At 60.4% G+C, this 23,621-nt stretch carries 18 protein-coding genes; all 18 read left to right on the plus strand.

What is annotated here, in order from left to right; all coding sequences use genetic code 11:
* Positions 1 to 26 precede the first annotated feature (26 nt).
* The 18 genes from I4W07_RS03425 (at position 27) to murG (ending at position 23,561) form a co-directional block, all read left to right on the plus strand.
* Positions 27 to 1,268: an arginine deiminase gene (locus I4W07_RS03425; RefSeq protein WP_196025617.1), complete on the plus strand. Its 1,242-nt coding sequence runs from the start codon at positions 27 to 29 to the stop codon at positions 1,266 to 1,268.
* A 259-nt stretch (positions 1,269 to 1,527) separates the two neighbouring features.
* Positions 1,528 to 2,652 (plus strand): aminotransferase, encoded by a 1,125-nt coding sequence (locus I4W07_RS03430; RefSeq protein ID WP_196025618.1) that lies wholly within the window; start codon positions 1,528 to 1,530, stop codon positions 2,650 to 2,652.
* Between the two features lie 579 nt (positions 2,653 to 3,231).
* Positions 3,232 to 4,473 (plus strand): arginine deiminase, encoded by a 1,242-nt coding sequence (gene arcA / locus I4W07_RS03435; RefSeq protein WP_196025619.1) that lies wholly within the window; start codon positions 3,232 to 3,234, stop codon positions 4,471 to 4,473.
* A gap of 105 nt (positions 4,474 to 4,578) precedes the next feature.
* Entirely contained in the window at positions 4,579 to 5,574 is a 996-nt protein-coding gene (gene argF / locus I4W07_RS03440; protein WP_006234279.1) for an ornithine carbamoyltransferase, read from the plus strand.
* 138 nt (positions 5,575 to 5,712) lie between these two features.
* Positions 5,713 to 7,200 (plus strand): YfcC family protein, encoded by a 1,488-nt coding sequence (locus tag I4W07_RS03445; RefSeq protein ID WP_412766505.1) that lies wholly within the window; start codon positions 5,713 to 5,715, stop codon positions 7,198 to 7,200.
* Between the two features lie 556 nt (positions 7,201 to 7,756).
* Positions 7,757 to 9,238 (plus strand): DUF1846 domain-containing protein, encoded by a 1,482-nt coding sequence (locus tag I4W07_RS03450; protein ID WP_196025621.1) that lies wholly within the window; start codon positions 7,757 to 7,759, stop codon positions 9,236 to 9,238.
* A gap of 249 nt (positions 9,239 to 9,487) precedes the next feature.
* On the plus strand, positions 9,488 to 9,826 hold the full coding sequence (locus I4W07_RS03455) for a helix-turn-helix domain-containing protein (RefSeq protein WP_196025622.1): 339 nt from the start codon (positions 9,488 to 9,490) through the stop codon (positions 9,824 to 9,826).
* A 178-nt stretch (positions 9,827 to 10,004) separates the two neighbouring features.
* Positions 10,005 to 11,666 (plus strand): CTP synthase, encoded by a 1,662-nt coding sequence (locus I4W07_RS03460; RefSeq protein WP_196025623.1) that lies wholly within the window; start codon positions 10,005 to 10,007, stop codon positions 11,664 to 11,666.
* A 2-nt stretch (positions 11,667 to 11,668) separates the two neighbouring features.
* A complete protein-coding gene (gene xerD, locus I4W07_RS03465) occupies positions 11,669 to 12,610 on the plus strand; it encodes a site-specific tyrosine recombinase XerD (protein WP_196025624.1) in 942 nt (313 codons plus the stop codon).
* A gap of 462 nt (positions 12,611 to 13,072) precedes the next feature.
* Positions 13,073 to 13,507, plus strand: a complete 435-nt coding sequence (locus I4W07_RS03470) for a division/cell wall cluster transcriptional repressor MraZ (RefSeq protein WP_035137949.1) — start codon at positions 13,073 to 13,075, stop codon at positions 13,505 to 13,507.
* Between the two features lie 20 nt (positions 13,508 to 13,527).
* A complete protein-coding gene (gene rsmH, locus I4W07_RS03475; protein ID WP_117584231.1) occupies positions 13,528 to 14,493 on the plus strand; it encodes a 16S rRNA (cytosine(1402)-N(4))-methyltransferase RsmH in 966 nt (321 codons plus the stop codon).
* Between the two features lie 90 nt (positions 14,494 to 14,583).
* Positions 14,584 to 15,054: a hypothetical protein gene (locus tag I4W07_RS03480; protein ID WP_196025625.1), complete on the plus strand. Its 471-nt coding sequence runs from the start codon at positions 14,584 to 14,586 to the stop codon at positions 15,052 to 15,054.
* A 260-nt stretch (positions 15,055 to 15,314) separates the two neighbouring features.
* A complete protein-coding gene (locus I4W07_RS03485; RefSeq protein WP_055309809.1) occupies positions 15,315 to 16,937 on the plus strand; it encodes a peptidoglycan D,D-transpeptidase FtsI family protein in 1,623 nt (540 codons plus the stop codon).
* 126 nt (positions 16,938 to 17,063) lie between these two features.
* A complete protein-coding gene (locus tag I4W07_RS03490) occupies positions 17,064 to 18,488 on the plus strand; it encodes a UDP-N-acetylmuramoyl-tripeptide--D-alanyl-D-alanine ligase (protein WP_195239097.1) in 1,425 nt (474 codons plus the stop codon).
* Positions 18,489 to 18,491: 3 nt separating this feature from the next.
* A complete protein-coding gene (gene mraY / locus I4W07_RS03495) occupies positions 18,492 to 19,511 on the plus strand; it encodes a phospho-N-acetylmuramoyl-pentapeptide-transferase (protein WP_006234262.1) in 1,020 nt (339 codons plus the stop codon).
* Between the two features lie 9 nt (positions 19,512 to 19,520).
* Positions 19,521 to 20,927, plus strand: a complete 1,407-nt coding sequence (gene murD / locus I4W07_RS03500) for a UDP-N-acetylmuramoyl-L-alanine--D-glutamate ligase (protein WP_196025626.1) — start codon at positions 19,521 to 19,523, stop codon at positions 20,925 to 20,927.
* Positions 20,928 to 20,962: 35 nt separating this feature from the next.
* Positions 20,963 to 22,456 (plus strand): putative lipid II flippase FtsW, encoded by a 1,494-nt coding sequence (ftsW, locus tag I4W07_RS03505; RefSeq protein ID WP_195361177.1) that lies wholly within the window; start codon positions 20,963 to 20,965, stop codon positions 22,454 to 22,456.
* Positions 22,446 to 23,561 (plus strand): undecaprenyldiphospho-muramoylpentapeptide beta-N-acetylglucosaminyltransferase, encoded by a 1,116-nt coding sequence (gene murG / locus I4W07_RS03510; RefSeq protein ID WP_195361176.1) that lies wholly within the window; start codon positions 22,446 to 22,448, stop codon positions 23,559 to 23,561. Before ftsW ends, murG begins: the two co-directional genes overlap by 11 nt.
* The last annotated feature ends 60 nt before the right edge of the window (positions 23,562 to 23,621 follow it).

A 23,621-nucleotide genomic window follows, 5' to 3' on the forward strand; every position in this document is an offset into this window, starting at 1 on the left:
AAGGCCCGAAAGAAAGGTAGGAGGCCATGACGAAAGGTCTGCACGTGCCTTCCGAGATCGGCAAGCTCAGGAAGGTCTGCCTGCACCGTCCCGGCGACGAGCTCCTCAACCTGCCGCCCGACGAGCTCGAGCGACTCCTGTTCGACGACGTCCCGTTCCTGGAGGTCGCGCAGCAGGAGCACGACACCTTCGCCCAGATCCTGAGGGACCAGGGCGTCGAGGTGCTCTACCTCGAGAACCTCGTCGCCGAGGTGTTCGACCAGGTCCCCGGCGCCCGCGCCGAGTTCACCGACCAGTACATCGCCGAGGCCGGCATCCGCGGCCAGCACATGCCGCAGATCGTCCGCGAGAAGCTGGACTCCATCGAGGACAACCTCGAGTTCGTCAAGAAGACCATGGCCGGCATGACCAAGGCCGAGATCGACATGCCCCTCACGGCGTCCACGACCCTCGACTCCCTGGTCAACTCCGAGTCCGAGTCCGACCTGATCATCGACCCGATGCCCAACCTCTACTTCACCCGCGACCCGTTCGCGGTCGTCGGCGAGGGCGTCAACCTCAACCGCATGTACTCGGTCACCCGCAACCGCGAGACCCTGTACGGCAAGTACGTCTTCAAGTACCACCCCGACTACAAGGACGTCTCCCTGTACTTCCGCCGCGACTGCCAGTTCCACACCGAGGGCGGCGACGCGCTGAACATCAACGAGCAGACCCTCGCCGTCGGCATCTCCCCGCGCACCCAGGCCGCGGCCATCGACGTCATGGCCCAGAACATCTTCTGGAACTCCGACTCCAAGGTCGAGCGCATCCTGGCCTTCGACATCCCGGTCTCGCGCGCCTTCATGCACCTCGACACGGTCTTCACCCAGATCGACGTCGATAAGTTCACGATCCACCCCGCCATCATGGGCACCCTGCGCGTCTACGAGCTGACCGCCGGCAAGAACCCGGGCGACGTGAACATCCGCCTGATCGAGGACACCCTCGAGCACGTCCTGGAGGACGCCACCGGCGTCGACCAGGTCAAGCTGATCCCCTGCGGCGGCGGCGACCCGATCGCGGCCTCCCGCGAGCAGTGGAACGACGGCTCCAACACCCTGTGCGTCGAGCCCGGCAAGATCTGCGTCTACGCCCGCAACACCGTCACCAACGACGTGCTGTACAAGGAGGGCCTGGACCTTCTCGTCGTGCCCTCCGCCGAGCTCTCCCGCGGCCGCGGCGGCCCGCGCTGCATGAGCATGCCCTTCTGGCGCGAGGACCTCTAAGGTTTTCAAAGATCCGTACGGGTCTTAATACAAACATCTAGCTGCCATTAGATGTCTCCAAATGGGGCGGTGCGGGTTTTTCGCACCGCCCCATTCTTGTCAAATAAGCTAAATTAGCATCAGATAAGGTGTCCATTATGTCTAGAGGCGGTCACGTTGATACCCCAACGGTGTCGGCTTCTTTGCCTTTTGGGCATCATCTCGATTCCCATGACCTTTGCCGGCATCATCCTCGTGTTCTAGCGATTGGAGCTTAGTCATGGATATCAAGACAATTGGCGTTGAGGAATGGCTCAACGTTTGGGAGAAGAGCGCTACGTGGGACATTGCCCAGTCGACGATCTCATCGCTGACCATGGGCGAGCTTCGCGCGCTCGACGAGCAGGACGGCGCTACGTTCTACGAGCGTCTGGATCGCGAGAAGATGAACTACGGCTGGATCGAGGGTTCGCCGGAGTTTAAGGCCGAGGTCGCCAAGCTGTATCGTTGCGAGGTCAATCCCGATCACATTCTGCAGACCAATGGCTGCACGGGCGCCAACCTCAACGCCATCATGGCCGTTGTCGGGCCCGGCGACCATGTCATCGCCGAGTGGCCCACCTACGCGCCGCTCTATGAGATTCCGCGTACGCTCGGTGCCGAGGTCGAGTTTTGGGAGCTTCGCGAGGAGCTCGGATGGAAACCCGATATCGATCAGCTCAAGCGCCTCGTTCGCCCCAACACGAAGCTCATCTGCATCAATAACGCATCGAACCCCATCGGTACGGTGCTTGATGCCGATACGCTCGGGCAGATTGCCGAGATTGCCCGTTCGGTGGGCGCCTACGTGCTGTGCGACGAGGTGTATCTGCCGCTCGAGAACACCGAGTCCTTTATGTCGATGGCCGACGTGTATGAGAGGGCCATTGTCACCAACTCGGTGTCTAAGACCTATTCGACGCCTGCAGCCCGCGTGGGCTGGGTCGTTGCGGACGAAGAGGTGTCCAACCGCATCCGTACCTATCGCGATTACACCATGATCTGCGGTGGCGTGTTTAACGATGCTTTGGCGACCTACGTGCTCGAGCACAAGGACAAGATTCTCGAGCGCAACCGCAAGATCGTGTTTGGCAACCGCGATATCGCGCAGGCTTGGATCGATACGCAGCATCGCGTTTCCTGGACGGCTCCGCGGGGCGTGTCTACCTCGTTTATCCAACTGGATATTCCCGAGGACGATGAGGAGTTCTGCAAGCGCCTGCTGTCCGAGAGGGGAGTGCTGCTGGTACCCGGTAGCCGCTTTGAGCTTCCCTGCGGAGCGCGCCTGGGCTACTGCGCGAGCGAAGATGTTCTTCGCGAGGGTCTGAGGCTTCTGGGCGAGGCACTGGCCGAGTTCGATCGCTAGTCCCTTGGGGTTCTCGAAGGCCTAAACCTTACTGGGCCCTAGGTGTACCGAATGCAGACCCGCTCCCTTTTGGGGAACGGGTCTGTTTGTCTTTGCCGCCGGAAAAGACAAGTTGTTACAAATGGAGACGCAAGATCTATCGGGTATTCGACGGGCCTTATACTGAGCTTCCGGTGAACGGTATCCAACGTCTGGTAAACGGTAACCTGTTTGCCAAAAATGAATAGGACGAACTTTATTCTGAATAAAAATCAAAATGGTTGAGACACAGCAAGAATTGCGAATTCTATTCATATCGTTGCGCGAAATATGCAATTTGAGGGTGGTTTAACAAAGGTTAGTTTCAATTGATCTTGCGGTTAAAAAGCGTTTAAGCACGTAAATCCACTTTATTTAATCAAAGTATGCCATGCGTGAAGTATATGTGTATGCCGTTCACCCCTCATATAAAACCGTTCGGGGGCGAGGTGGAAGTATGGACTGATTTTGGATATAAATATGTCGTCAGCAATAACGCCTCACACGGAGGGGCGCTAACGAATCGGCCCTGACAGGGGCCCGAAAGAAAGGTAGGAGGCCATGACGAAAGGTCTGCACGTGCCTTCCGAGATCGGCAAGCTCAGGAAGGTCTGCCTGCACCGTCCCGGCGACGAGCTCCTCAACCTGCCGCCCGACGAGCTCGAGCGACTCCTGTTCGACGACGTCCCGTTCCTGGAGGTCGCGCAGCAGGAGCACGACACCTTCGCCCAGATCCTGAGGGACCAGGGCGTCGAGGTGCTCTACCTCGAGAACCTCGTCGCCGAGGTGTTCGACCAGGTCCCCGGCGCCCGCGCCGAGTTCACCGACCAGTACATCGCCGAGGCCGGCATCCGCGGCCAGCACATGCCGCAGATCGTCCGCGAGAAGCTGGACTCCATCGAGGACAACCTCGAGTTCGTCAAGAAGACCATGGCCGGCATGACCAAGGCCGAGATCGACATGCCCCTCACGGCGTCCACGACCCTCGACTCCCTGGTCAACTCCGAGTCCGAGTCCGACCTGATCATCGACCCGATGCCCAACCTCTACTTCACCCGCGACCCGTTCGCGGTCGTCGGCGAGGGCGTCAACCTCAACCGCATGTACTCGGTCACCCGCAACCGCGACACCCTGTACGGCAAGTACGTCTTCAAGTACCACCCCGACTACAAGGACGTCTCCCTGTACTTCCGCCGCGACTGCCAGTTCCACACCGAGGGCGGCGACGTGCTGAACATCAACGAGAAGACCCTCGCCGTCGGCATCTCCCAGCGCACCCAGGCCGCGGCCATCGACGTCATGGCCCAGAACATCTTCTGGAACTCCGACTCCAAGGTCGAGCGCATCCTGGCCTTCGACGTCGCGGTCTCGCGCGCCTTCATGCACCTCGACACGGTCTTCACCCAGATCGACGTCGATAAGTTCACGATCCACCCCGCCATCATGGGCACCCTGCGCGTCTACGAGCTGACCGCCGGCAAGAACCCGGGCGACGTGAACATCCGCCTGATCGAGGACACCCTCGAGCACGTCCTGGAGGACGCCACCGGCGTCGACCAGGTCAAGCTGATCCCCTGCGGCGGCGGCGACCCGATCGCGGCCTCCCGCGAGCAGTGGAACGACGGCTCCAACACCCTGTGCGTCGAGCCCGGCAAGATTTGCGTCTACGCCCGCAACACCGTCACCAACGACGTGCTGTACAAGGAGGGCCTGGACCTTCTCGTCGTGCCCTCCGCCGAGCTCTCCCGCGGCCGCGGCGGCCCGCGCTGCATGAGCATGCCCTTCTGGCGCGAGGACCTCTAAGTCTTTCCGTTTCCGGTGCGGTCCCCCTACAACCGCACCGGTTTCGCCCGTCAAACGGGCAACACTAATACTTACGTAATTCATTTTTTCGAAAGGAAACGAACCATGGGTGTTAACCTCTCCGGCCGTAGCTTCCTCAAGCTTCTCGACCTCACCACCGAGGAGATCGAGTACCTGCTCAAGCTTTCCAAGAACTTCAAGGACATGAAGCGCGCTGGCGTTCCGCACCGCTATCTCGAGGGCAAGAACATCGTTCTGCTCTTCCAGAAGACCTCCACTCGTACCCGCTGCGCCTTCGAGGTCGGCGGCATGGATCTGGGCATGGGCGTCACCTACCTCGATCCCGGTTCGTCGCAGATGGGCAAGAAGGAGTCCATCGAGGACACCGCCCGCGTTCTCGGCCGCATGTATGACGGCATCGAGTTCCGTGGCTTTGCCCAGGACGACGTCGAGGAGCTCGCTGCCAAGTCCGGCGTGCCCGTGTGGAACGGCCTGACCACCGAGTGGCACCCCACCCAGATGCTTGCCGACATCCTGACCGTCCAGGAGAACTTCAACTACGACATCAAGGGTAAGACCCTCGTCTTCATGGGCGACTGCAAGAACAACGTTGCTCGCTCCCTCATGGTTGTCTGCTCCAAGCTCGGCATGAACTTCGTGGCCTGCGGCCCCGAGGAGTGCATGCCCGCCGACGACGTCATCGAGGCCTGCAAGCCCATCGCCGAGGCCAACGGCTGCACCATCAAGCTGACCACCGACGTCAAGGACGGCGTCACCGGTGCCGACGTTATCTACACCGACGTGTGGGTCTCCATGGGCGAGCCCGACGAGGTCTGGGCTGAGCGCATCGCTCAGCTCACCCCGTATCGTGTCACCTCCGAGGTCATGGCTATGGCCAACCCGGGTGCCATCTTCCTGCACTGCCTGCCCAGCTTCCACGACACCAACACCACGATTGGCGCCGAGAAGTGCGAGCAGTTCGGCATCACCGAGCAGGAGGTCACCGACGAGGTCTTCGAGAGCCCCGCTTCCAAGGTCTTCGACGAGGCCGAGAACCGCATGCACACCATTAAGGCTGTCATGTACGCCACGCTCAAGTAAGAGCATCTAGCATCTCGCTCGGGGTGTCTTGCTGCACACCCCGAGCGGCTTTGTCTGGTAAATATCTCGCGTCGGGCGGTGGGCACGGCACGGAAGATCCGCTTCGCGCGAGAAAGTTAAATGATTTATGAAGGGGGGATGAGAACTATGACTGAGACCGCTAAGAAAAAGCGCGGTATGCCTTCATCGTTCACCATTCTTCTAGCTCTGCTGGCAATTGTTGCAGTGATTACCGTTATCGTCTCCGGCACGTCCGGCGGCGCGGTTACTGCAGCCCGTCTGAGCGATTTCTGCACCGCCCCGATCCTGGGCTTCGCTGACGCTCTGCCCGTCTGCCTCTTCGTTATGATCCTGGGCGGCTTCCTCGGTATGATGACCGAGACCGGCGCCCTGGACAACGGCATCGCCGTTCTGGTGCAGAAGCTTAAGGGCAACGAGATCATGCTCATTCCCGTGCTGATGCTCATCTTCTCTCTCGGTGGTACCACCTATGGTATGTGCGAGGAGACCGTTCCCTTCTACGCCCTGCTCGCCGCTACCATGATGGCCGCTGGCTTCGACCCCATGGTCGGCGCCGCTACCGTCCTGCTCGGCGCTGGCTGCGGCTGCCTGGGCTCCACGGTTAACCCGTTCGCCGTCGGCGCTGCCGTCGACGCTCTGACCGGCGTTGGCATTGAGGTCAACCAGTCCATCATCATCGGCCTCGGTGCCGTCCTGTGGATTGTCACCACCGCTATGTCCATCGTCTTCGTGATGAACTATGCCAAGAAGGTCAAGGCTGACAAGGGTTCCACCATCCTGTCGATGCAGGAGCTCAAGGACGCCGAAGAGGCTCACGGCAAGGCTGCTTCCGAGGTCCACAAGGAGGTCAAGCTCACCGGTCGTCAGAAGGGTGTTCTGATCGCCTTCGCCTTCACCTTCGTCGTCATGATCGTCGGCTTCATCCCGCTGGCCGACCTCAACGAGGGCGTCGCCAACTTCTTCGACGCTGGCGCTGTCTACGACGCCGACGGTAACGCCGTCGTCCAGGGCTGGTCTGCCCTGATCACCGGCCTGCCCATTGGCCAGTGGTACTTCGACGAGGCTTCCACCTGGTTCTTCCTCATGGCCGTCCTGATCGGTATCATCGGTGGCCTGTCCGAGAAGCAGATCGTCAACACCTTCATCACCGGCGCTGCCGACATGATGTCCGTTGTTCTCGTCATCGCCCTCGCCCGTGGTATCTCCGTCCTCATGGCTAACACCGGCCTCGACGTCTTCGTCCTCGACGCTGCCGCCAATGCCCTGGCTGGCCTGTCCGGCGTGATCTTCGCTCCCATGAGCTTCCTGGTTTACTTCGGCCTGTCCTTCCTGATCCCCTCGACCTCCGGTATGGCCACCGTCTCCATGCCCATCATGGGACCGCTGGCTGTTAAGCTCGGCTTCTCGCCCGAGGTCATGGTCATGATCTTCTCCGCTGCTATCGGTGTCGTGAACCTGTTCACCCCGACCTCCGGTGCCATCATGGGCGGTCTCGCCCTGGCCAAGATCGAGTGGACGACCTGGCTCAAGTTTGCCCTTAAGCTCATCGTCGCTCTCTCCGTCGTCTGCGCCGTCATCCTGACCGTCGCCTGCGTGCTGCTCTAAGTACCCAACGGGTACCCCACGGAAACCTTGACGATCCTGTAAAGGATCACCTGGTCATCGTCTGTCCGGTGGGGTCAACCCACCGGTAGACTCCTACCTTTAGCCCCCTCCCGTTCCGTGCGCGGGAGGGGGCGCTCTCATGTTGCGCGGTTCTACGAACCGCGCAACCAGTCGACGCTGCGCGCCGCCCAGAACGACAATTTGTCATTCAAAAGGCAAGGCATGACCAGAAGGTCTATGCCTTGCCTTTTTCATGCCAACTTGTACGTCCTGGACGGCGCTCGCTGACTTATGCTCAACCTGCGGCGCTGCCATTGTTGCAGGCAGGAGGCAGCTTGCTCGTTCCGGTGCACGTTTGCTGGTTTTGGCTCTGCCTGTGACGTTTCCATTGTTGGTGCGGAGTGACTTGTTCCCTGCTCCAAATTAGCTACCCCGGGTCCCCGGTGGTTGCGGTGGGCGTGTTTGGTTGGTGCCTGTTGATGGTCTGGGTATCGGGGAGGGCGGGCTCCGTTATAATCGCCTAGAACATTAATTGGAAACGCGACGGGAGCCATACATGCGCCAGGGTTTCGACAACGCGAAGTATATCGAGCTGCAGGCCGCTCATATTAAGGAGCGCATCTCGCAGTTTGGCGGCAAGCTGTATTTGGAGTTTGGCGGCAAGCTGTTTGACGACTATCACGCGAGCCGCGTGCTGCCGGGTTTTGAGCCGGACAGCAAGTTTCGCATGCTCAAGAGCATTGCAGACGACGTCGAGGTCATCATCGCCATTAACGCGAACCACATCGAGAAGAACAAGGCTCGCGGTGACCTGGGCATTACCTATGACGAGGACGTTTTGCGCCTGGTCGACCTGTTCCGCGGCAACGGTTTTGCCGTCGCGGCCGTGGTTATCACCCAGTACGCCGGCCAGCCCGCCGCTGACGTCTTCCGTAATCGCCTAAACGCGCTCGGCATTCCCGCCAAGCTGCACTATCCCATCGAGGGCTATCCGCACGACGTCGACCTGATCGTGTCCGACGACGGCTACGGCAAGAACGAGTTTGTCGAGACCAGCCGTCCGCTCGTCGTGGTCACCGCGCCGGGTCCTGGCTCGGGTAAGCTCGCCACCTGCCTGTCGCAGCTCTATCACGAGCACAAACACGGCACCGCTGCCGGCTACGCCAAGTTCGAGACTTTCCCGGTCTGGAATCTGCCCCTCACGCATCCGGTCAACATCGCCTATGAGGCAGCAACGGCCGACCTCGACGATGCCAATATCATCGACTCCTTCCACTTGGAGGCCTACAACAAGACCACGGTCAACTACAACCGTGACGTCGAGGCTTTCCCGGTGGTTCGTGCCCTGATGGAAAAGATTCTGGGGGAGAGCCCCTACCAGAGCCCCACTGACATGGGTGTAAATATGGTCGGCTTTGCCATCACCGATGACGATGCCTGTCGCGATGCCTCCAAGATGGAGATCGTCCGCCGCTACTTTGCTGCGGTCGAGGCCGTGCGCCGCACCGGTGTGGGCGATGAGCAAGTCGACCGTCTCAAGATCATTATGAAGAAGGCCGGTATCGACAAGAATTACTCGCCGGCACGCTCGGCCGCCCTTACCAGGGAGCAGCTGACGGGTGGCCCCGTAGGCGCCATGGTCATGCCCGACGGCTCCGTGGTGACCGGCAAGACTTCCACGCGCCTGGGCGCCGCGAGCTCGCTCATCATGAATGCACTTAAGCATGTCTCGGGCGTTGACCTTGAGCTCGAGGTCATCAGCGATGAGGCGATCGAGCCTATCAGCAAGCTCAAGACACATTTCCTGGGTAGCAAGAATCCGCGCCTGCACACCGACGAGACGCTTATGGCGCTCTCGATTACCTCGGCAACGAGCGAGACTGCGGCCCGCGTCCTTTCGGGCCTGGAGCAGCTGCGCGGCTGCGATGCCTTCTTTAGCGTGATCATCTCGCCGACTGACGAAACGGTGTTGCGCAAGCTGGGCATCAACGTGTGCTGCGAGCCCAAGTTCGAGCGCCGTGGTTTCTTCCACCGCTAAGCCTGGATAAATTGGTCTGAAAGGGGCGCATCGGGTATGCATTCGGTGTGCCCCTTTTATCAACAAAGCTACCGTTTAACCTAAAAATAGCCCGTTTACCTGCCTATAAGCGATTTGGGCGGTATACAATAACCCTAATTGTTTCATCCTTTTGCGGGGATGCCGCATGATGGATGTTGCCGGCCATCATGGGGTGTGCCGGTCGCGCACGGTGCAGGTGATGGCCGTGCTCGGTTTGAGGAGGCTGCCATGGCTGGCAAGGGTCGTGCGAGTGTCAACGATATGAAGCGTGTCGAGGTGCAGGTGCTGATGGAGATCGCACAGCTGTCCGAAGACAACGGCGGATTTTATGGCTTTTCGCGCAAGACGCTTGCCGAGCGTGTGGGGGTGTCTCCGTATCGTGCCCGCGCGGCAATTGAACGCTTGGAATCCGAAGACATCATCGAGGTCGTCTCGCGCTACAGCGAAGACGGCGGCCAGCTCGCAAATGGTATTTGTCTTACGGAGCGTGGCGAGTGGTATCTAGAGGGCGTCCGTGCCGGTATGCTCGTGCAGGACTTGATCAAGGACGAAGTCGCCGATCGATAACAGCGCGCATTTATAGTCGAAGCGACGCCGCCTGGGCAACCGGACGGCGTTTTGTTTCGAGATGGAGAAATGCGATTGCGCGTAAGAAAAATTGCGTGCGGCGCGCGTCGCGAGTATTACAATGAAGACCCGTAAGATGTGTATCGACAATTTCTACGGGAAGCGCAGGTAACTCAATATGACCAAGCATGTGTTCGTGACCGGCGGCGTGGTTTCATCTCTGGGCAAGGGTATTACCGCGGCCTCGCTGGGCCGTCTGCTCAAGTCGCGCGGCTACAAGGTAACGATGCAAAAGGCCGACCCGTATCTGAACGTCGACCCCGGCACCATGAGCCCGTTCCAGCATGGTGAGGTCTTTGTGACCGAGGACGGTTACGAGTCCGATCTGGACCTGGGCCACTACGAGCGCTTTATTGACGAGAACCTGACCCGCGATTCCAACTTTACGACTGGTGCCATCTATAAGAGCCTGATCGCCCGTGAACGTCGCGGTGACTTTTTGGGCGGCACCGTGCAGGTGATTCCGCACGTCACGAACGCCATTAAGGATAAGTTCCGTCGTATTGAGGAGCAGACCGGCTCCGACGTCGTCATCACTGAGTTGGGCGGCACCATCGGTGACATCGAGTCGCAGCCGTTTGTCGAGGCCATTCGTCAGTATCGCAAGGAGGCCGGCCCCGAGAACGTCTGCTACATCCACGTGTCGCTCGTTCCCTATATCGCCGCCGCCCACGAGGTCAAGACCAAGCCGACGCAGCACTCCGTTAAGGAGCTCCGCAGCTTTGGTATCCAGCCCGATATTATCGTTCTGCGCTCCGACCACCATATCGACGATGCCATCCGCGGCAAGATTGCAAGCTTCTGCGACGTCGACACCGACTGTGTCTTTACCAACGAGGACTGCGCGAGCATCTACGATGTTCCGCAGCTGCTCGCCGAGCAGGACTTTGACCTGCGCATTTGCGAGCGTCTGGGTCTGGACCCGCGTGAGCGCGACATGAGCGAGTGGAACGAGTTCCTGCGCAAGCAGAACCATGCCAACCAGCACGCCGACAAGGTGAAGATCGCCGTCGTGGGCAAGTATACGCAGCTGCCCGATGCCTACCTGTCGGTTATCGAGGCCCTGCACCACGCGGGCGTGTTCTACGATCGCCACGTTGACGTGCAGCTGGTCGATGGCGAGAGCCTCGACGAGCAGAACGTCTCCGAGGTCCTGGGTGACGCCTCGGGCATCTTGGTCCCTGGCGGCTTTGGCAAGCGCGCCCTGGAGGGCAAGATCCTCGCGGCCGAGTTCGCCCGCGAGCACAAGATTCCGTATCTGGGCATTTGCCTGGGTATGCAGGTAGCCGTGTGCGAGTTCGCCCGCAACGTGGTCGGCCTTGCCGGCGCCAGCTCTTCCGAGTTCGATCCGGACGGCCCGTATAGTGTCATCGACCTGATGAGCTCGCAGGAGGACGTGACCGAGAAGGGCGGCACCATGCGCCTGGGCGCCTATCCGTGCAAGCTCGCCGCCGATACCCTCGCGCGCGAGGCATACGGCGAGGAGCTCGTCTACGAGCGTCACCGTCACCGTTTTGAGTTCAACAACGCCTTCCGTGACCAGCTCGAGGACGCCGGTCTGGTTATCTCGGGTCTTTCGCCCGACGAGCGTCTGGTCGAGATGGTCGAGCTGCCGCGCGACGTACATCCGTGGTATGTGGCCACCCAGGCTCATCCCGAGTTCAAGAGCCGCCCGACCAACCCGCAGCCGCTGTTCCGCGAGTTCGTACGCGCCTCGATCGGCCAGCATGAGGGCGTCGATCGCTTGCAGGTGACGCCCAAGAACCTCGCTACGGACTAAGGGTGCCGGCGAATAAGGAACATACCGAAGCTACTCCCTCGTCGCTCGCCGTGGCGGCGGGGGAGTATCTCGATTACCTCGCGGTCGAGCGGGGCTTGGCGCGCAACACGATTGCGGCCTATCGTCGTGACCTGACGACGTACTGCGCCTATCTGGAGCGGGCTGACATTGCGTCTTTTGAAGAGGTGACCCGTCAGGTCGTGGAGGGCTTTGTTGCCGATCGCCGCGACGGAGGCTATTCCGACGCCTCGGTGGAGCGCGCGCTTGCTGCCGTGAAGGGCCTGCATGCCTTTTTGGTGCGCGATGGGGCCGTGGCCCAAAACCCGACGGCGGCGTTGCGCCTGCCCAAAAAGGCAGATCGCCTGCCGGAATACCTTTCGGTGGAGGACGTCTCGGCACTGCTCGATCAAGACTTTCCCGAGGGCGAGATGGGACTGCGCGATCACGCCATCTTGGAAGTGCTTTACGGTTGCGGCTTGCGCGTGAGTGAGCTGGTTGGGCTCGATGTGGGCGATATCCATATCGATGACGGGTTTGTCCTGGTGCGCGGTAAGGGCTCCAAGGAGCGTCTGGCCCCGTTGGTGGGAAGCGCGGCGCGTGCCCTGACACGCTATATAGGTGACGGGCGCACTCTCCTGGCCGCCCATGCTCACGGGACGGAGACCTCGGCGGTCTTTTTAAATAAGAACGGACGTCGCCTGTCGCGCCAGGCCGTGCATGCGATATGCGAGCGGTATGGGCGCCAGGTGGGGCTGGTTGGGCTCCATCCCCACACCCTGCGCCACTCCTTTGCCACCCACATGCTCGCGGGCGGTGCCGACCTGCGTGTGCTGCAGGAGATTTTGGGCCATGCCGATATTTCGACCACGCAGGTCTACACGCATGTCGACCGCACGCAACTGACCGAGGTCTATCTGGCGGCGCATCCGCTGGCACATCGCTAGCACCTCGCTGACCTGCATATTTATAAATATTAAAGGGGACGGGCCCCAGATTGCCGAGACGCACTTTTGCGCGCATGGGCAATCTGGGGCCCGTCCCATTTTTCGCCAGACATCGACGCGGTGGTGGGCCGTGTGTGCCGTGGGTGGGGGAGTTTGGGGGCGATGTGAACGGCGTGTAAAGGGACGTAAAAATCGCCTCAAGGTCAACTTGAAGGTTGAGGTTCACGGACGTGGTTCTACAGGTGGCATCCCGCCTTTGCTGCAAACACAACATATTGTGTTTTCGAACATATGCTCGGGGGTGTTTTACAACATATTGGGAGTGGAGTGGTGGGGCGGGGTGGGGGAAGGGGGGGGGAAAGGTGTTGAAAAATGGGGCGGTTCCCCATATTATTGATGACGTCGACAGGCGGGGTGGTTCCCCGCGTACGTGCCATCTGAGTAACCGAGGGGAGGGCGCACATGGGAATGACGGGTGCATACGAGCGCAATCTCGATGCAAAAGGTCGTCTATCCCTGCCTGCACCCCTTCGTGAGGAGCTTGGAGAGCACGTTCGCGTGTTCAAAGCCCTGGATGTCGATGCTCTGTACGTGTTCTCTGCCGAGGCCTTCGATAAGTGGGTCGAAGGACTCTTCGCGGGTCGTGAGGGCCACGAGGGTTTTAACCCGCGTGACATCAACGACCAGAAGCTCATGAGGGCGATCAACAAGCGCACCACGTCGATGGATGTGGACAGCGCGGGTCGTATCGGTCTTTCCGAGTCTCTCCGCAAGCAGGCGAACCTCGACCGCGAGGTCACGGTTGTGGGCAACTACGACCACCTTGAGGTTTGGGACCGCGCTACGGCCGATGAGGACGATGACGACGAGGCCCTGCTGGACCTCTTCTTCTCGTAAGGGCAAGGCACGAGTAACGGATGGAGCGTGGGATCTTGACACAAGAATATCGGCATGAACCTGTCATGCTCGGCGAAGTGCTTGAGTCGCTGCAGCTAAAGAGCGGTTCCGTCGTCTGCGACTGCACCCTTGGCGGTGCCGGCCATTCGGTAAAGATGGCCGCACAGGTGGGGGAGACCGGCCTTTTGCTCGGCGTCGATCAGGACGACATGGCCCTCGAGGCCGCTGGCGCCCGTCTGGACCGCGAGGTTCCCGGCGTACCGCACCAGCTGCTGAAGGGCAACTTCGGCGACTTGGACGAGCTGCTTTGCTCGGCCGAGGTGCCCGGGGTCGATGGCTTCCTGTTCGACTTGGGCGTTTCGTCGCCGCAACTCGATATCCCTGGCAGGGGCTTTTCGTACAACGAGGACGCCCCATTGGACATGCGGATGGATCCGGGTAATAACACCTTAAACGCAGCTGAGGTCATCAACACCTATAACGAACACGACCTCGCCCGGATTCTACGCGTCTACGGCGAAGAGAAGTTCGCCTCGCAGATCGCGCGCGAGATCGTGCGCCGCCGCGAGCAAGAACCGATCGAAACCACCGGCCAATTTGTCGAGATCATCAAGGCGGGTATCCCGGCTGCCGCTCGTCGGCATGGTGGACACCCGGCCAAGAAAAGTTTCCAGGCCATTCGCATCGAGGTCAATCACGAGCTCGATGTGCTCGAACGAGGGCTTGATGCCGCCACCAGGTGGCTCAACCCGGGCGGACGTATCTGCGTCATCTCGTATCACTCGCTCGAGGACCGTATCGTAAAGAACCACTTTAAGGAGATGAGCCAGGGGTGCACGTGTCCGCCGGAGATTCCGGTGTGCGTGTGCGGCAACGTGCCGATACTCAAGGTCATCACCCGCAAACCCTTGGTTGCCCAGCCTGATGAGGTTGAGCGCAACCCTCGGGCGAGATCAGCCAAAATCCGCGTGGCGCAGCGTCTGTAGGCGCGACCGCGCGATATTGGACCTCCCGCTCGCACCATAAACGAAGCTTAAACACACTACCAACGTACTCGGGATGGGAGGCGGCATATCATGGGCTACAACACTTCAAGCGCAGCACTCGCCTATGATATGAACGCCATGCCCGCCTATCGTGAGGCGCCGCAGGCCCCCGTTGCTCCCCGTGAGCAGCGCGCGCCGCGCTTTGATGTCTACACGGGCGCGGGCCGTCAGGCAAACCAGGCGGTAAGCCCGGTTTTCATGAGCGTTCTTAAAACGTTTTGCATCATTGCGGCTATCTTCATGACGATCGGCGTCGCCCGCGTGGCGCTCGCCGGCGTTACGGCCCAGGTGCTCAACAGCAACGCCGAGCTTACCAGCACGCTCGAAAAGGCGACCGATGAGAGCTCCGACCTGGAGGTCATGCATTCGGTCTATGGCGCCGACACGCGCATTCGCGACCTTGCGGGCGCTTATGGCATGGTGGAGCCCAGCGAGAGCGTTACACTTGACTTTTCGCAGGATGCAGCCGCGGGCGCCAACGCGACCGCGACCGCTCAGTAGCAAGACGGTAGCTGAGTATGACAAATGACTATCGCCGCGGTTCCGATGGGGGCCGCGGTTCTGGACGTCCCTCGTCGCGGGGACGTTCTGGTTATCAAGGAACGGGTCGGCAATCTTACAACGTCGGGCAGTCCCGTGGCAACGACCCGGCGTCGCGACTTCGCGGCTCGGGCGGCCCTCAAGTGCATAACACCAGGTCGCGCAAGAGTTCGTCGACCGAATGGCTCACAGGCGCACCTCTGCCTCGCCGCAAAGCCGTCATGGGCTTCATCGGGCTTGGCTTGGGCTTGGGCGTCTTTCGCCTTGCCGACTATCAAATTGTCGAAGCCGATAAACTGCGCGAGCGTGCCGATGCGCGCCGCCTGCTTGCGCAGACCCTCTATGCCAAACGCGGCACCATCTACGACCGCAACGGCAACGTGTTGGCGTCGTCGGTCGAATGTCGCAACATCGCCGTGAACCCGCAGCTTGTCGAGGATGTTGACAAGACGGTGTCGGCGCTGGTCAAGGCAACTGGAATCGATAAAAAGACCTGCCGCAAGCTCGTTGAGTCCGATGGAACCTGGGTGTATATCAAGCGCCAGGTGGACGAAGACGATGTTGCGGCGCTGGAGAAGAAGAACCTGCCCGGCGTGCTTTTTGAGCAGGCCATGAAGCGCGTATATCCATACGGCAATCTGGCATCGCAGGTGCTGGGTGTAGTGAATGTAGACAACGACGGCTTGACGGGTCTCGAAAAGCAATACAACAAGCTTCTGACCGGCACGAACGGTTCTCTCGTACGCGAGCGCGCGAGGGACGGCAGCTATATCGCGGGCGGTGCCTATAAAAAGGTGGCTGCGGTCGACGGCGTTGATATCGTGACGACGCTCGACGTCAATATCCAGCGTGCGGCCGAGGATGCCCTGGCAGAGGCAGTTGAGAAGACTAAGGCCAAGAACGGCTCGGCGCTGGTCACCGATCCTACGACAGGCGAGATTTTGGCAGCCTGCTCGTACCCGACCTACGACCAGACCGATCTGGAGAATGCCAAGACCGAGGATATGAATCTGCGCCTGGTCACCGACGCCTACGAGCCCGGCTCGGTCTTTAAGACGCTCGTGGCGGGCGCCGGCTTCGACTTGGGCGTCGTGCGATCGAGTACGTCGTTTGAGGTGCCGGCGAGCATCAAGGTGGGCGACGATACCGTCACCGATGCCGACAAGCGCGACTATGCCATGACCATGGATGTGCGCGAGATGATGCGCCGTTCGTCCAACGTGGGCTTTGTCCTGGTGGGGCGCAAGATCGGTGCCGACGACTTTGCCGCCTATGTGGACAAGTGGGGCATCGGTCACAGCTCGGGTGTCGATTTTCCGGGAGAGAGCCTGGGTATCGTCAAGGAGCGTGACCAGTATGACGGCGCCACGCTGGGCTCGATGAGCTTTGGACAGGCACTGTCCGTCTCGCCGATTGAGATCGCACGTGCCGTGGGCGGCATCGCCAACGGCGGCGTGATGATGACACCGCACTTCTATAAGTCCAGCAAAGGCGACGAGAAGGACTGGGGTGAAGGCGAGCGCGCGATTTCGGAGGACGCCGCATCCCAGGTGACATCGTGCATGCAGACGGTCGTGTCCGAGGGAACGGGCGTTGGCGGCGCGGTTGACGGCTATGACGTGGCGGGTAAGACCGGTACGGCCGAACGTGCCGACGAGAACGGCGGCTACCTCAAGGAGAACTACATGTCGTCCTTTATGGGCTTTGCACCGGCACAATCGCCCAAGGTGCTGTGCTATATCACGCTCGACGGAACGCCGAGCGGCTCAGATGCCGCTGCGGTGCCGTTCCAGTCCATTATGGCCAACGCGCTCGACGTGCTGGGTATCCCGCACACGAAGTAGGGGGTTACAATCTTTGGGGCGTTGTTTGTTGTCCCATATGAGGGTGTTCACATGCCCTGCACCACGCATGTGCGGCGCTGGGATACAATACGCCGATAGCATTATTAGGTTTACAGGGGAGCTGCAATGATAGAGATCGCCGTCAACAACCTCGCGGCCGCAACAGGGGCCCGAACCGTGACGGGAGAAGCCGATCGGGTATGCCGCGGGTGCGTTATCGACTCGCGCCAGGTCGAGGAAGGGACGATTTTCGTCGCCTTTCCCGGTGAAAACGTCGACGGCAATGATTTTGCTTCCCGTGCCGTCCAGTCGGGTGCCGGCGCCGTCGTGATGACGCGTGAGCCCGAGGCTGAGCTGGTCTCGCTGGCGCAGGACAAGGGGTGCGCCATCCTGCTGACCGATGATCCCGAGGAGTTTCTGCTGCGTTTGGCGCACACGTATCGCCTGGAGCTTGGCTGCCTGGTCGTTGGCATTACCGGTTCCATCGGCAAGACGACGACCAAGGACGTGCTCGCCGCCGTGCTCGCCAAGCGCTATCGTGTCTGGGCCACCAAGGGCAATTTCAATAACCTGATCGGCATGCCGCTCACGGTGCTTTCCGCTCCGGCCGATACCGAGGTCCTGGTGCTCGAGATGGGCATGAACCATTTCCACGAGATTGAGCGCCTGTCCCAGTCCGCCAATCCCAACCTTGCCATCGTGAGCAAGATTGGTACCTCTCACATCGGCATTTTGGGCAGCCGCGAGAACATCGCCCGCGCTAAGGCCGAGATTGTCCAGGGTATGTGCGCCGCCGGCGACTTCTTGCCGCTGCTGGTTTTGGGCGGTGAGGACGACTTTACGCCGTTCATTCGCGATACGTTCGCCCAGCCTGCTGGTATCGATGTGATGCTGGCCGGCGTCTCGGACGATGATGAGGTCCGTGCCCGCGACATTCGTGTTGATGACGAGGGCCGTCCGGTCTTTACGCTCGATTTTGGCCAGGGTGAGACGACCGATACCATGCTTGCCATCCCCGGCGTGCAGTCCGTCCCAAATGCCGTTAAGGCCGCCGCAGTTGCCTATCGCCTGGGCGTGACGCCCGAGCAGATCGATGCTGCCTTTAGGGGCCTCACGATCACCGGGCACCGCCAGGAGATCAAGCGCGCCAAGAGCGGTGCCCGCGTCATCGACGATTCCTATAACGCCAGCGCCGAATCCATGGCTGCTGGTCTCGATCTGCTGTGCTCGCTTTCGTGCACGGGGTCTCGCATGGCGATCCTGGGCGAGATGGGCGAGATGGGCGATGAGGCTCCTCGCATGCATGAGCTCGTGGGCGCCTATGCCGCCGCCAAGAAGCTCGACATGCTGGCGTGCGTGGGTGGTGAGCTGGCCCAGCTTATGGCCGATGCCGCGCGCATGATGGGCATGGACGAGGACCGTATCCAGGTGTTCTCCGATTATCAGCAGGTGCTCGACCGCATGGGCGGCGCGCTTGAAAAACATGATGTTGTACTGGTCAAGGGTTCCCGCTTTGTTGAGCTCGACCGCTTTGTGGAAGGTGTGTGCTAGCCCATGTTCGGCAATCCCTCGTATCCAACGTATCAGGCTTTTTTGGGGCTTGGCATCGCCGCTGCCATTGCGCTGCTGCTCATGCCGTGGTGGATCAAGCTACTTAAGGTCGAGGGTATCGGCCAGCAGGTTCGTGCCGACGGCCCCAAGCGTCATTTGGTTAAGCAGGGAACGCCCACCATGGGTGGCGTTGTCATTCTCGTCGCGATTTCGCTGACCTGCCTGCTGATGGGCAAGCTCACCACCGAGCTCGTGCTCGTGCTGCTCGCCACGCTGGCGACCGGCGTGCTGGGCCTGATCGACGACCTGACCTCCGTTACGCATGGGCGCTCGCTCGGTCTGACGCCTCATGCCAAGATGATCGGCCTAACCATTATCTGTGTCACCTTTACGGTACTTGCCGTTAACTGGTGCGGCGTCGCCCCCGAGATTCGTTTTCCCGGCGGCCTGACGATTGACCTTGGCGTGCTTTCGACCACCATCTGCGGCCTTTCGTTCCCGTGGCTCTACATTGTCTTTTGCTGGCTGATGATCGCCGGTCTTTCTAATGCCGTGAACCTGACCGATGGCCTTGACGGTCTTGCTGGCGGCACCTCCATGATCGCCATGCTCGCCATGGCTGCGATGGCGTTTTTGCACGGAGACGTGAACCTGTCCATCTTCTGCACCGCGTGTGCCGGTGCCTGCTTGGGCTTTCTGTGGTTCAACTGCTATCCGGCGAGCATCTTTATGGGCGATACCGGCTCGCTTGCCCTGGGCGCCGCGTTTGCCTGCACGTCCATCATGACCAACACCGAGGTCGTCTCCCTCATCATCGGCGGCCTGTTTATCGTTGAGACCCTGTCGGTCATGATTCAGGTTGTCTACTTCCACTTTACGCACAAGCGCGTCTTCCTTATGGCGCCCATCCATCATCATTTCGAAAAGAAGGGCTGGGCCGAGACCAAGGTCGTCATCCGTTTTTGGATTATCGCTGCGGCCTTTGGTGCCGTTGGCCTTGCTCTGTTCTTCCAGTTGGGATAGTGGTCTTTCATGCCTCTTGCTGATGTCTTTAGCCTGCTCGTTTTGGGTCAGGGCAAATCCGGTCTCGATGTCGCCCGCTGGGCGTTGGCACATCCCGAGCGCGTAAGTGCCGTTACCGTGTATGGCGGTGGCACCTCTGAGCCCAATGACGCCACGCGTGCGCTCGAGGCTGCTGGTGCGTCGTTTGTCTATGGGACCGAACAGGTCGAGGGCGCCTATGGCGTATGCGTGACGTGCCCGGGCATCTCGGAGTTCTCGGGCTTCTTTAAGGCCGGGCGCGAGCATGCCGCCCAGATTATGGGTGAGCCCGAGTTTGCCTATCGCCTGTCGCCCGATAACTGGATTGCCATCACGGGCACCAACGGTAAGACGACCACCACGTCGCTGACTGATTATCTGCTTAAGGCTGCCGGCGAGGCCAGCGTTGCTGTCGGCAACATCGGCGAGCCGCCGGTCAACGAGATTGACGGCCGAGCCCACAACGAGTGGTTTGTGGCTGAGCTCTCGAGCTATCAGATTGCTACGACAACCGAGCTCCACCCCCGCGTGGCGGTGCTGCTCAACATCACTCCCGACCACTTGGGCTGGCATAAGAGCCATAAGAACTATGCGCTTGCCAAGATCAAACTGTTTGACAATATGGTCGATGACGATCTGGTGGTTGTCGACGTCGAAGACGCCGGCATTCACGAGTTCGATGAGTACATCTACACGCCGGGTCGTCGCATCTGCAAGGTTGCCTTTGACGAGCCTGAGGGCGAGGATGCCGCCTTTGTGCGCGATGGCAAGATGATCGTGCGTCTGAAGGGTGTCGAGACCCCGCTCATCGCTATATCCGAGCTCAAGATCTCGGGCCATCACAATGTTATCAATGCCCTATGCGCTGCCACGGCTGCCTTGGCGGTCGGTGCCGATGTCGACGGTGTCTGCCGCGGTCTTGCCTCGTTCCAGCCGCTCGAGCACCGCGTGGAGCCGTGTGGCGAGATTGACGGCGTGCGCTACGTCAACGATTCCAAGGCGACCAACACCGATGCGGTCGAGAAGGCACTGACGGCATTTCCCGATGACGACGTGATCTTGCTGCTCGGTGGCCACGATAAGGGCACGCCGCTCACGGACTTCGCGCGCGTCGTTATGGACAACGTGCGCTCGGTCATCTGCTTTGGCGATGCGCGCGAGCGCTTCACCGCCGCTATGGACGAGGCTGATGTCGATGGCGATGTGGATATCGCCCAGGCGGATGACCTGCGCGATGCCGTGGACGTTGCCCGTTCGCTTTCGAGCCGTGGTGACGTGATCTTACTTTCTCCTGCCTGCTCTTCGTTCGATGAGTTCTCGGGCTATGAGGAGCGCGGCCGCGTGTTTAAGGACTACGTGGCTCAGCTTGCCGCTACAGCGAAATCACAAATGGAATAGGGGTTGCGGTGAGAGAGGAGAGCCCCCGACAAGGTATGAGGAGGCCCGACTCGGACCGTGCTTCCTCGCGGCGCAGCACACCGCGTTCCGGTCGCGGCGGGCAGACGTTTAGCGAACGCTATATTGCCGGCGTTCCCGCCCGTATCATGCGCCCCCGTTTGATATTCATGGCCTGCCTGTTTACCTTGGTATGCTTTGGCCTGCTGATGGTGTACTCGGCGTCTTCGGTCGAGGCGCTGCACGAGAATGGCTCGGCGACGTTTTTTCTGTTTCGACAAGCCGCGTTTGCCGGAGTTGGCGTGCTGGCTATGGTTGCCATCGTGCGCATCTTGCCGGACAGTTGGTTTGGGGAAGACGTGCTCAGGATCTTCCTCATAGGCATGATAGGGCTACTGTTTCTGGTGTTCTTGGTGGGCAGCGGCAGCCGTGGCGCCACGCGCTGGCTCAACATTGCCGGCATTCAGTTCCAGCCTTCCGAGTTTTTAAAGCCATTTGCCATTGCGTATTCGGCCATCATGCTTGATCGTTTCTTTTCGCCCGGTGGCAACATCAACGAATTCCTTCGCAAGATGGGCATCTACTTGGGCATTTCGCTCTTTCTGATCTTTATCCAGCCCGATTTCGGTACTGTCCTGATCATCCTGTTGACCCTCATGTGCATGGCGTTGTTTGCGGGTCTCGACCCCAGATTTATCATCGGCGTGCTAATCTTCGGCATTCTCGTGATTGTGATTGCGCTTGTTGCAGAGCCGTACCGTATGGTGCGTATTCAGGTTGCCTTGAACCCTTGGGCCGACGAGTATGGTGACGGCTATCAGGCTACGCTTGCCATCATGGCCTTTGCCTCGGGCGGTCTGTTCGGCCGTGGCATCGGCAACTCAACCATGAAGTACTCGTATCTGCCCGAGGCGCACAATGACTACATCCTGGCCATCATTGGCGAGGAGGTCGGTTTTGTCGGAACCGTGCTGTTCTTCTTGGTGTTTGCGATGCTGATCTATTCGGCGTTTCGCATTGCCGAGCAGGCGACCGATCGTCGGGGCGCGCTTATGGCGTCTGGCTCCGCGGTCATTCTCGCGGTGCAGTTTTTGATTAACGCGTTGGGCATCCTCAACGTGTTTCCCATGACGGGCAAACCGTTGCCGTTTATTAGCTACGGCGGTTCGTCGATTATTGTGTCGCTTATGCTTGCCGGATTGATCCTGCGCGTTTCGTACGAGAGCGCCCGTCGCGATGAGTACGACCGTCGCCGCGAGAGCTTTGCCGTTATGGATGAGAGTACCGCTGGCGTGCCCCACGTGCGCGGCGAGCGATCTTCGCGTAACGGTTTTACCGTCCTGGATGGCTCTGCGACCGAGCCGGCAGTCCGCCCGCGTCAGCGAACGGCGCCGCAAGGTCGTCCTCAGCGCCCCAGCCCTCGCAACGCGGGCGGCGGATATAATCGAATCGATTTGAACTCGGACCCGTCGGCGCGTCTGCGCACCGACGACCAGGGACCGCGTGTACGAAGGGACTACCATGACCGATAAGATGACCGTTGCTATTGCAGCCGGCGGCACGGCAGGACACATCAACCCCGCGCTCGCCTTGGCCGAAGAGCTGCGTGATCGTGGCCACCACGTTGTGTTCGTGGGCCAGTCGCGCAAGCTCGAGGGTCGTCTGGTCCCCGAGGCTGGGTTTGATTTTGTGCCCATTACGGTCACTGGCTTCGACCGCTCCCGTCCTTGGACGGCGCTGACCTCGCTGTGGCGTGTCAACAAGGCCAAGCGTGCGCTCGCTGGTCATTTCTCAAAGGTCGGCAAGCCCGACGCTGCCATCGGTTTCGGAGCCTATGTCGAGGTTCCGCTGCTGGGGTGGTGCAAGGGCGCGGGCGTTCCGTATCTGCTGCATGAGCAGAACTCTGTTCCGGGCCTGGCCAACAAGATGATGAACTCCCACGCCGCCCGCGTGTGCATCTCGGTGCCGGCAGCGCGTTCGGTCTTTGAGCGCGAAGGTGACCCTGGCCACGTGCTCATGACCGGCAACCCCGTACGTCGCTCGGTGATCGAGGGCGATCGCGCTCGCGGCCGCAAAGCACTTGGCGTTCCCGAGGACGCTACGCTGCTGCTCGTCTTTGGCGGTTCACTTGGCGCCCAGCACCTCAACGAGCGCGTGGTTTCGCTCAAAAACGAGCTGCTTTCGCGCAAGAACCTCTATGTGTTGCATTCGACGGGTGCCGACGGCTTTGAGGAGACCGAGCGCGCTTTGGCGCTGACGCCCGAGGAGGCGAAGCGTTACCGCGTCCAGTCTTACATCGACAACATGGGCGATATGCTGGCTGCTGCCGATTTGGTGCTCTCGCGTTCGGGCGCATCGAGCGTGGCCGAGATCGCTGCGCTCGCCGTACCTTCGGTGCTCGTGCCGTATCCGCATGCGACGGCCGACCACCAAACCACCAATGCCCGTTATCTGGTCGACGCCGGGGCCGGCGTGCTCTGCGCCGATGCCGATATCGACGGTTTTGCCTTTGCCGATGAACTGCTGCACCTGGTCGATGACGCGGCGGCGCGCGACGCCATGCGTCAGGCGGCGCGTGGTCTGGCTCAGGATAGGGCCGCCGCTCTTCTGGCGGATGCGGTAGAGGGTTTGCGTTAGTTAGACGGGATATCGTCGGTCGCCCTCGCGCTGATGCGGTAGGTGCGGTACAGTTAACGG

Source organism: Collinsella aerofaciens, assembly GCF_015670745.1.
Classification (GTDB): Bacteria; Actinomycetota; Coriobacteriia; order Coriobacteriales; family Coriobacteriaceae; genus Collinsella; species Collinsella aerofaciens_T.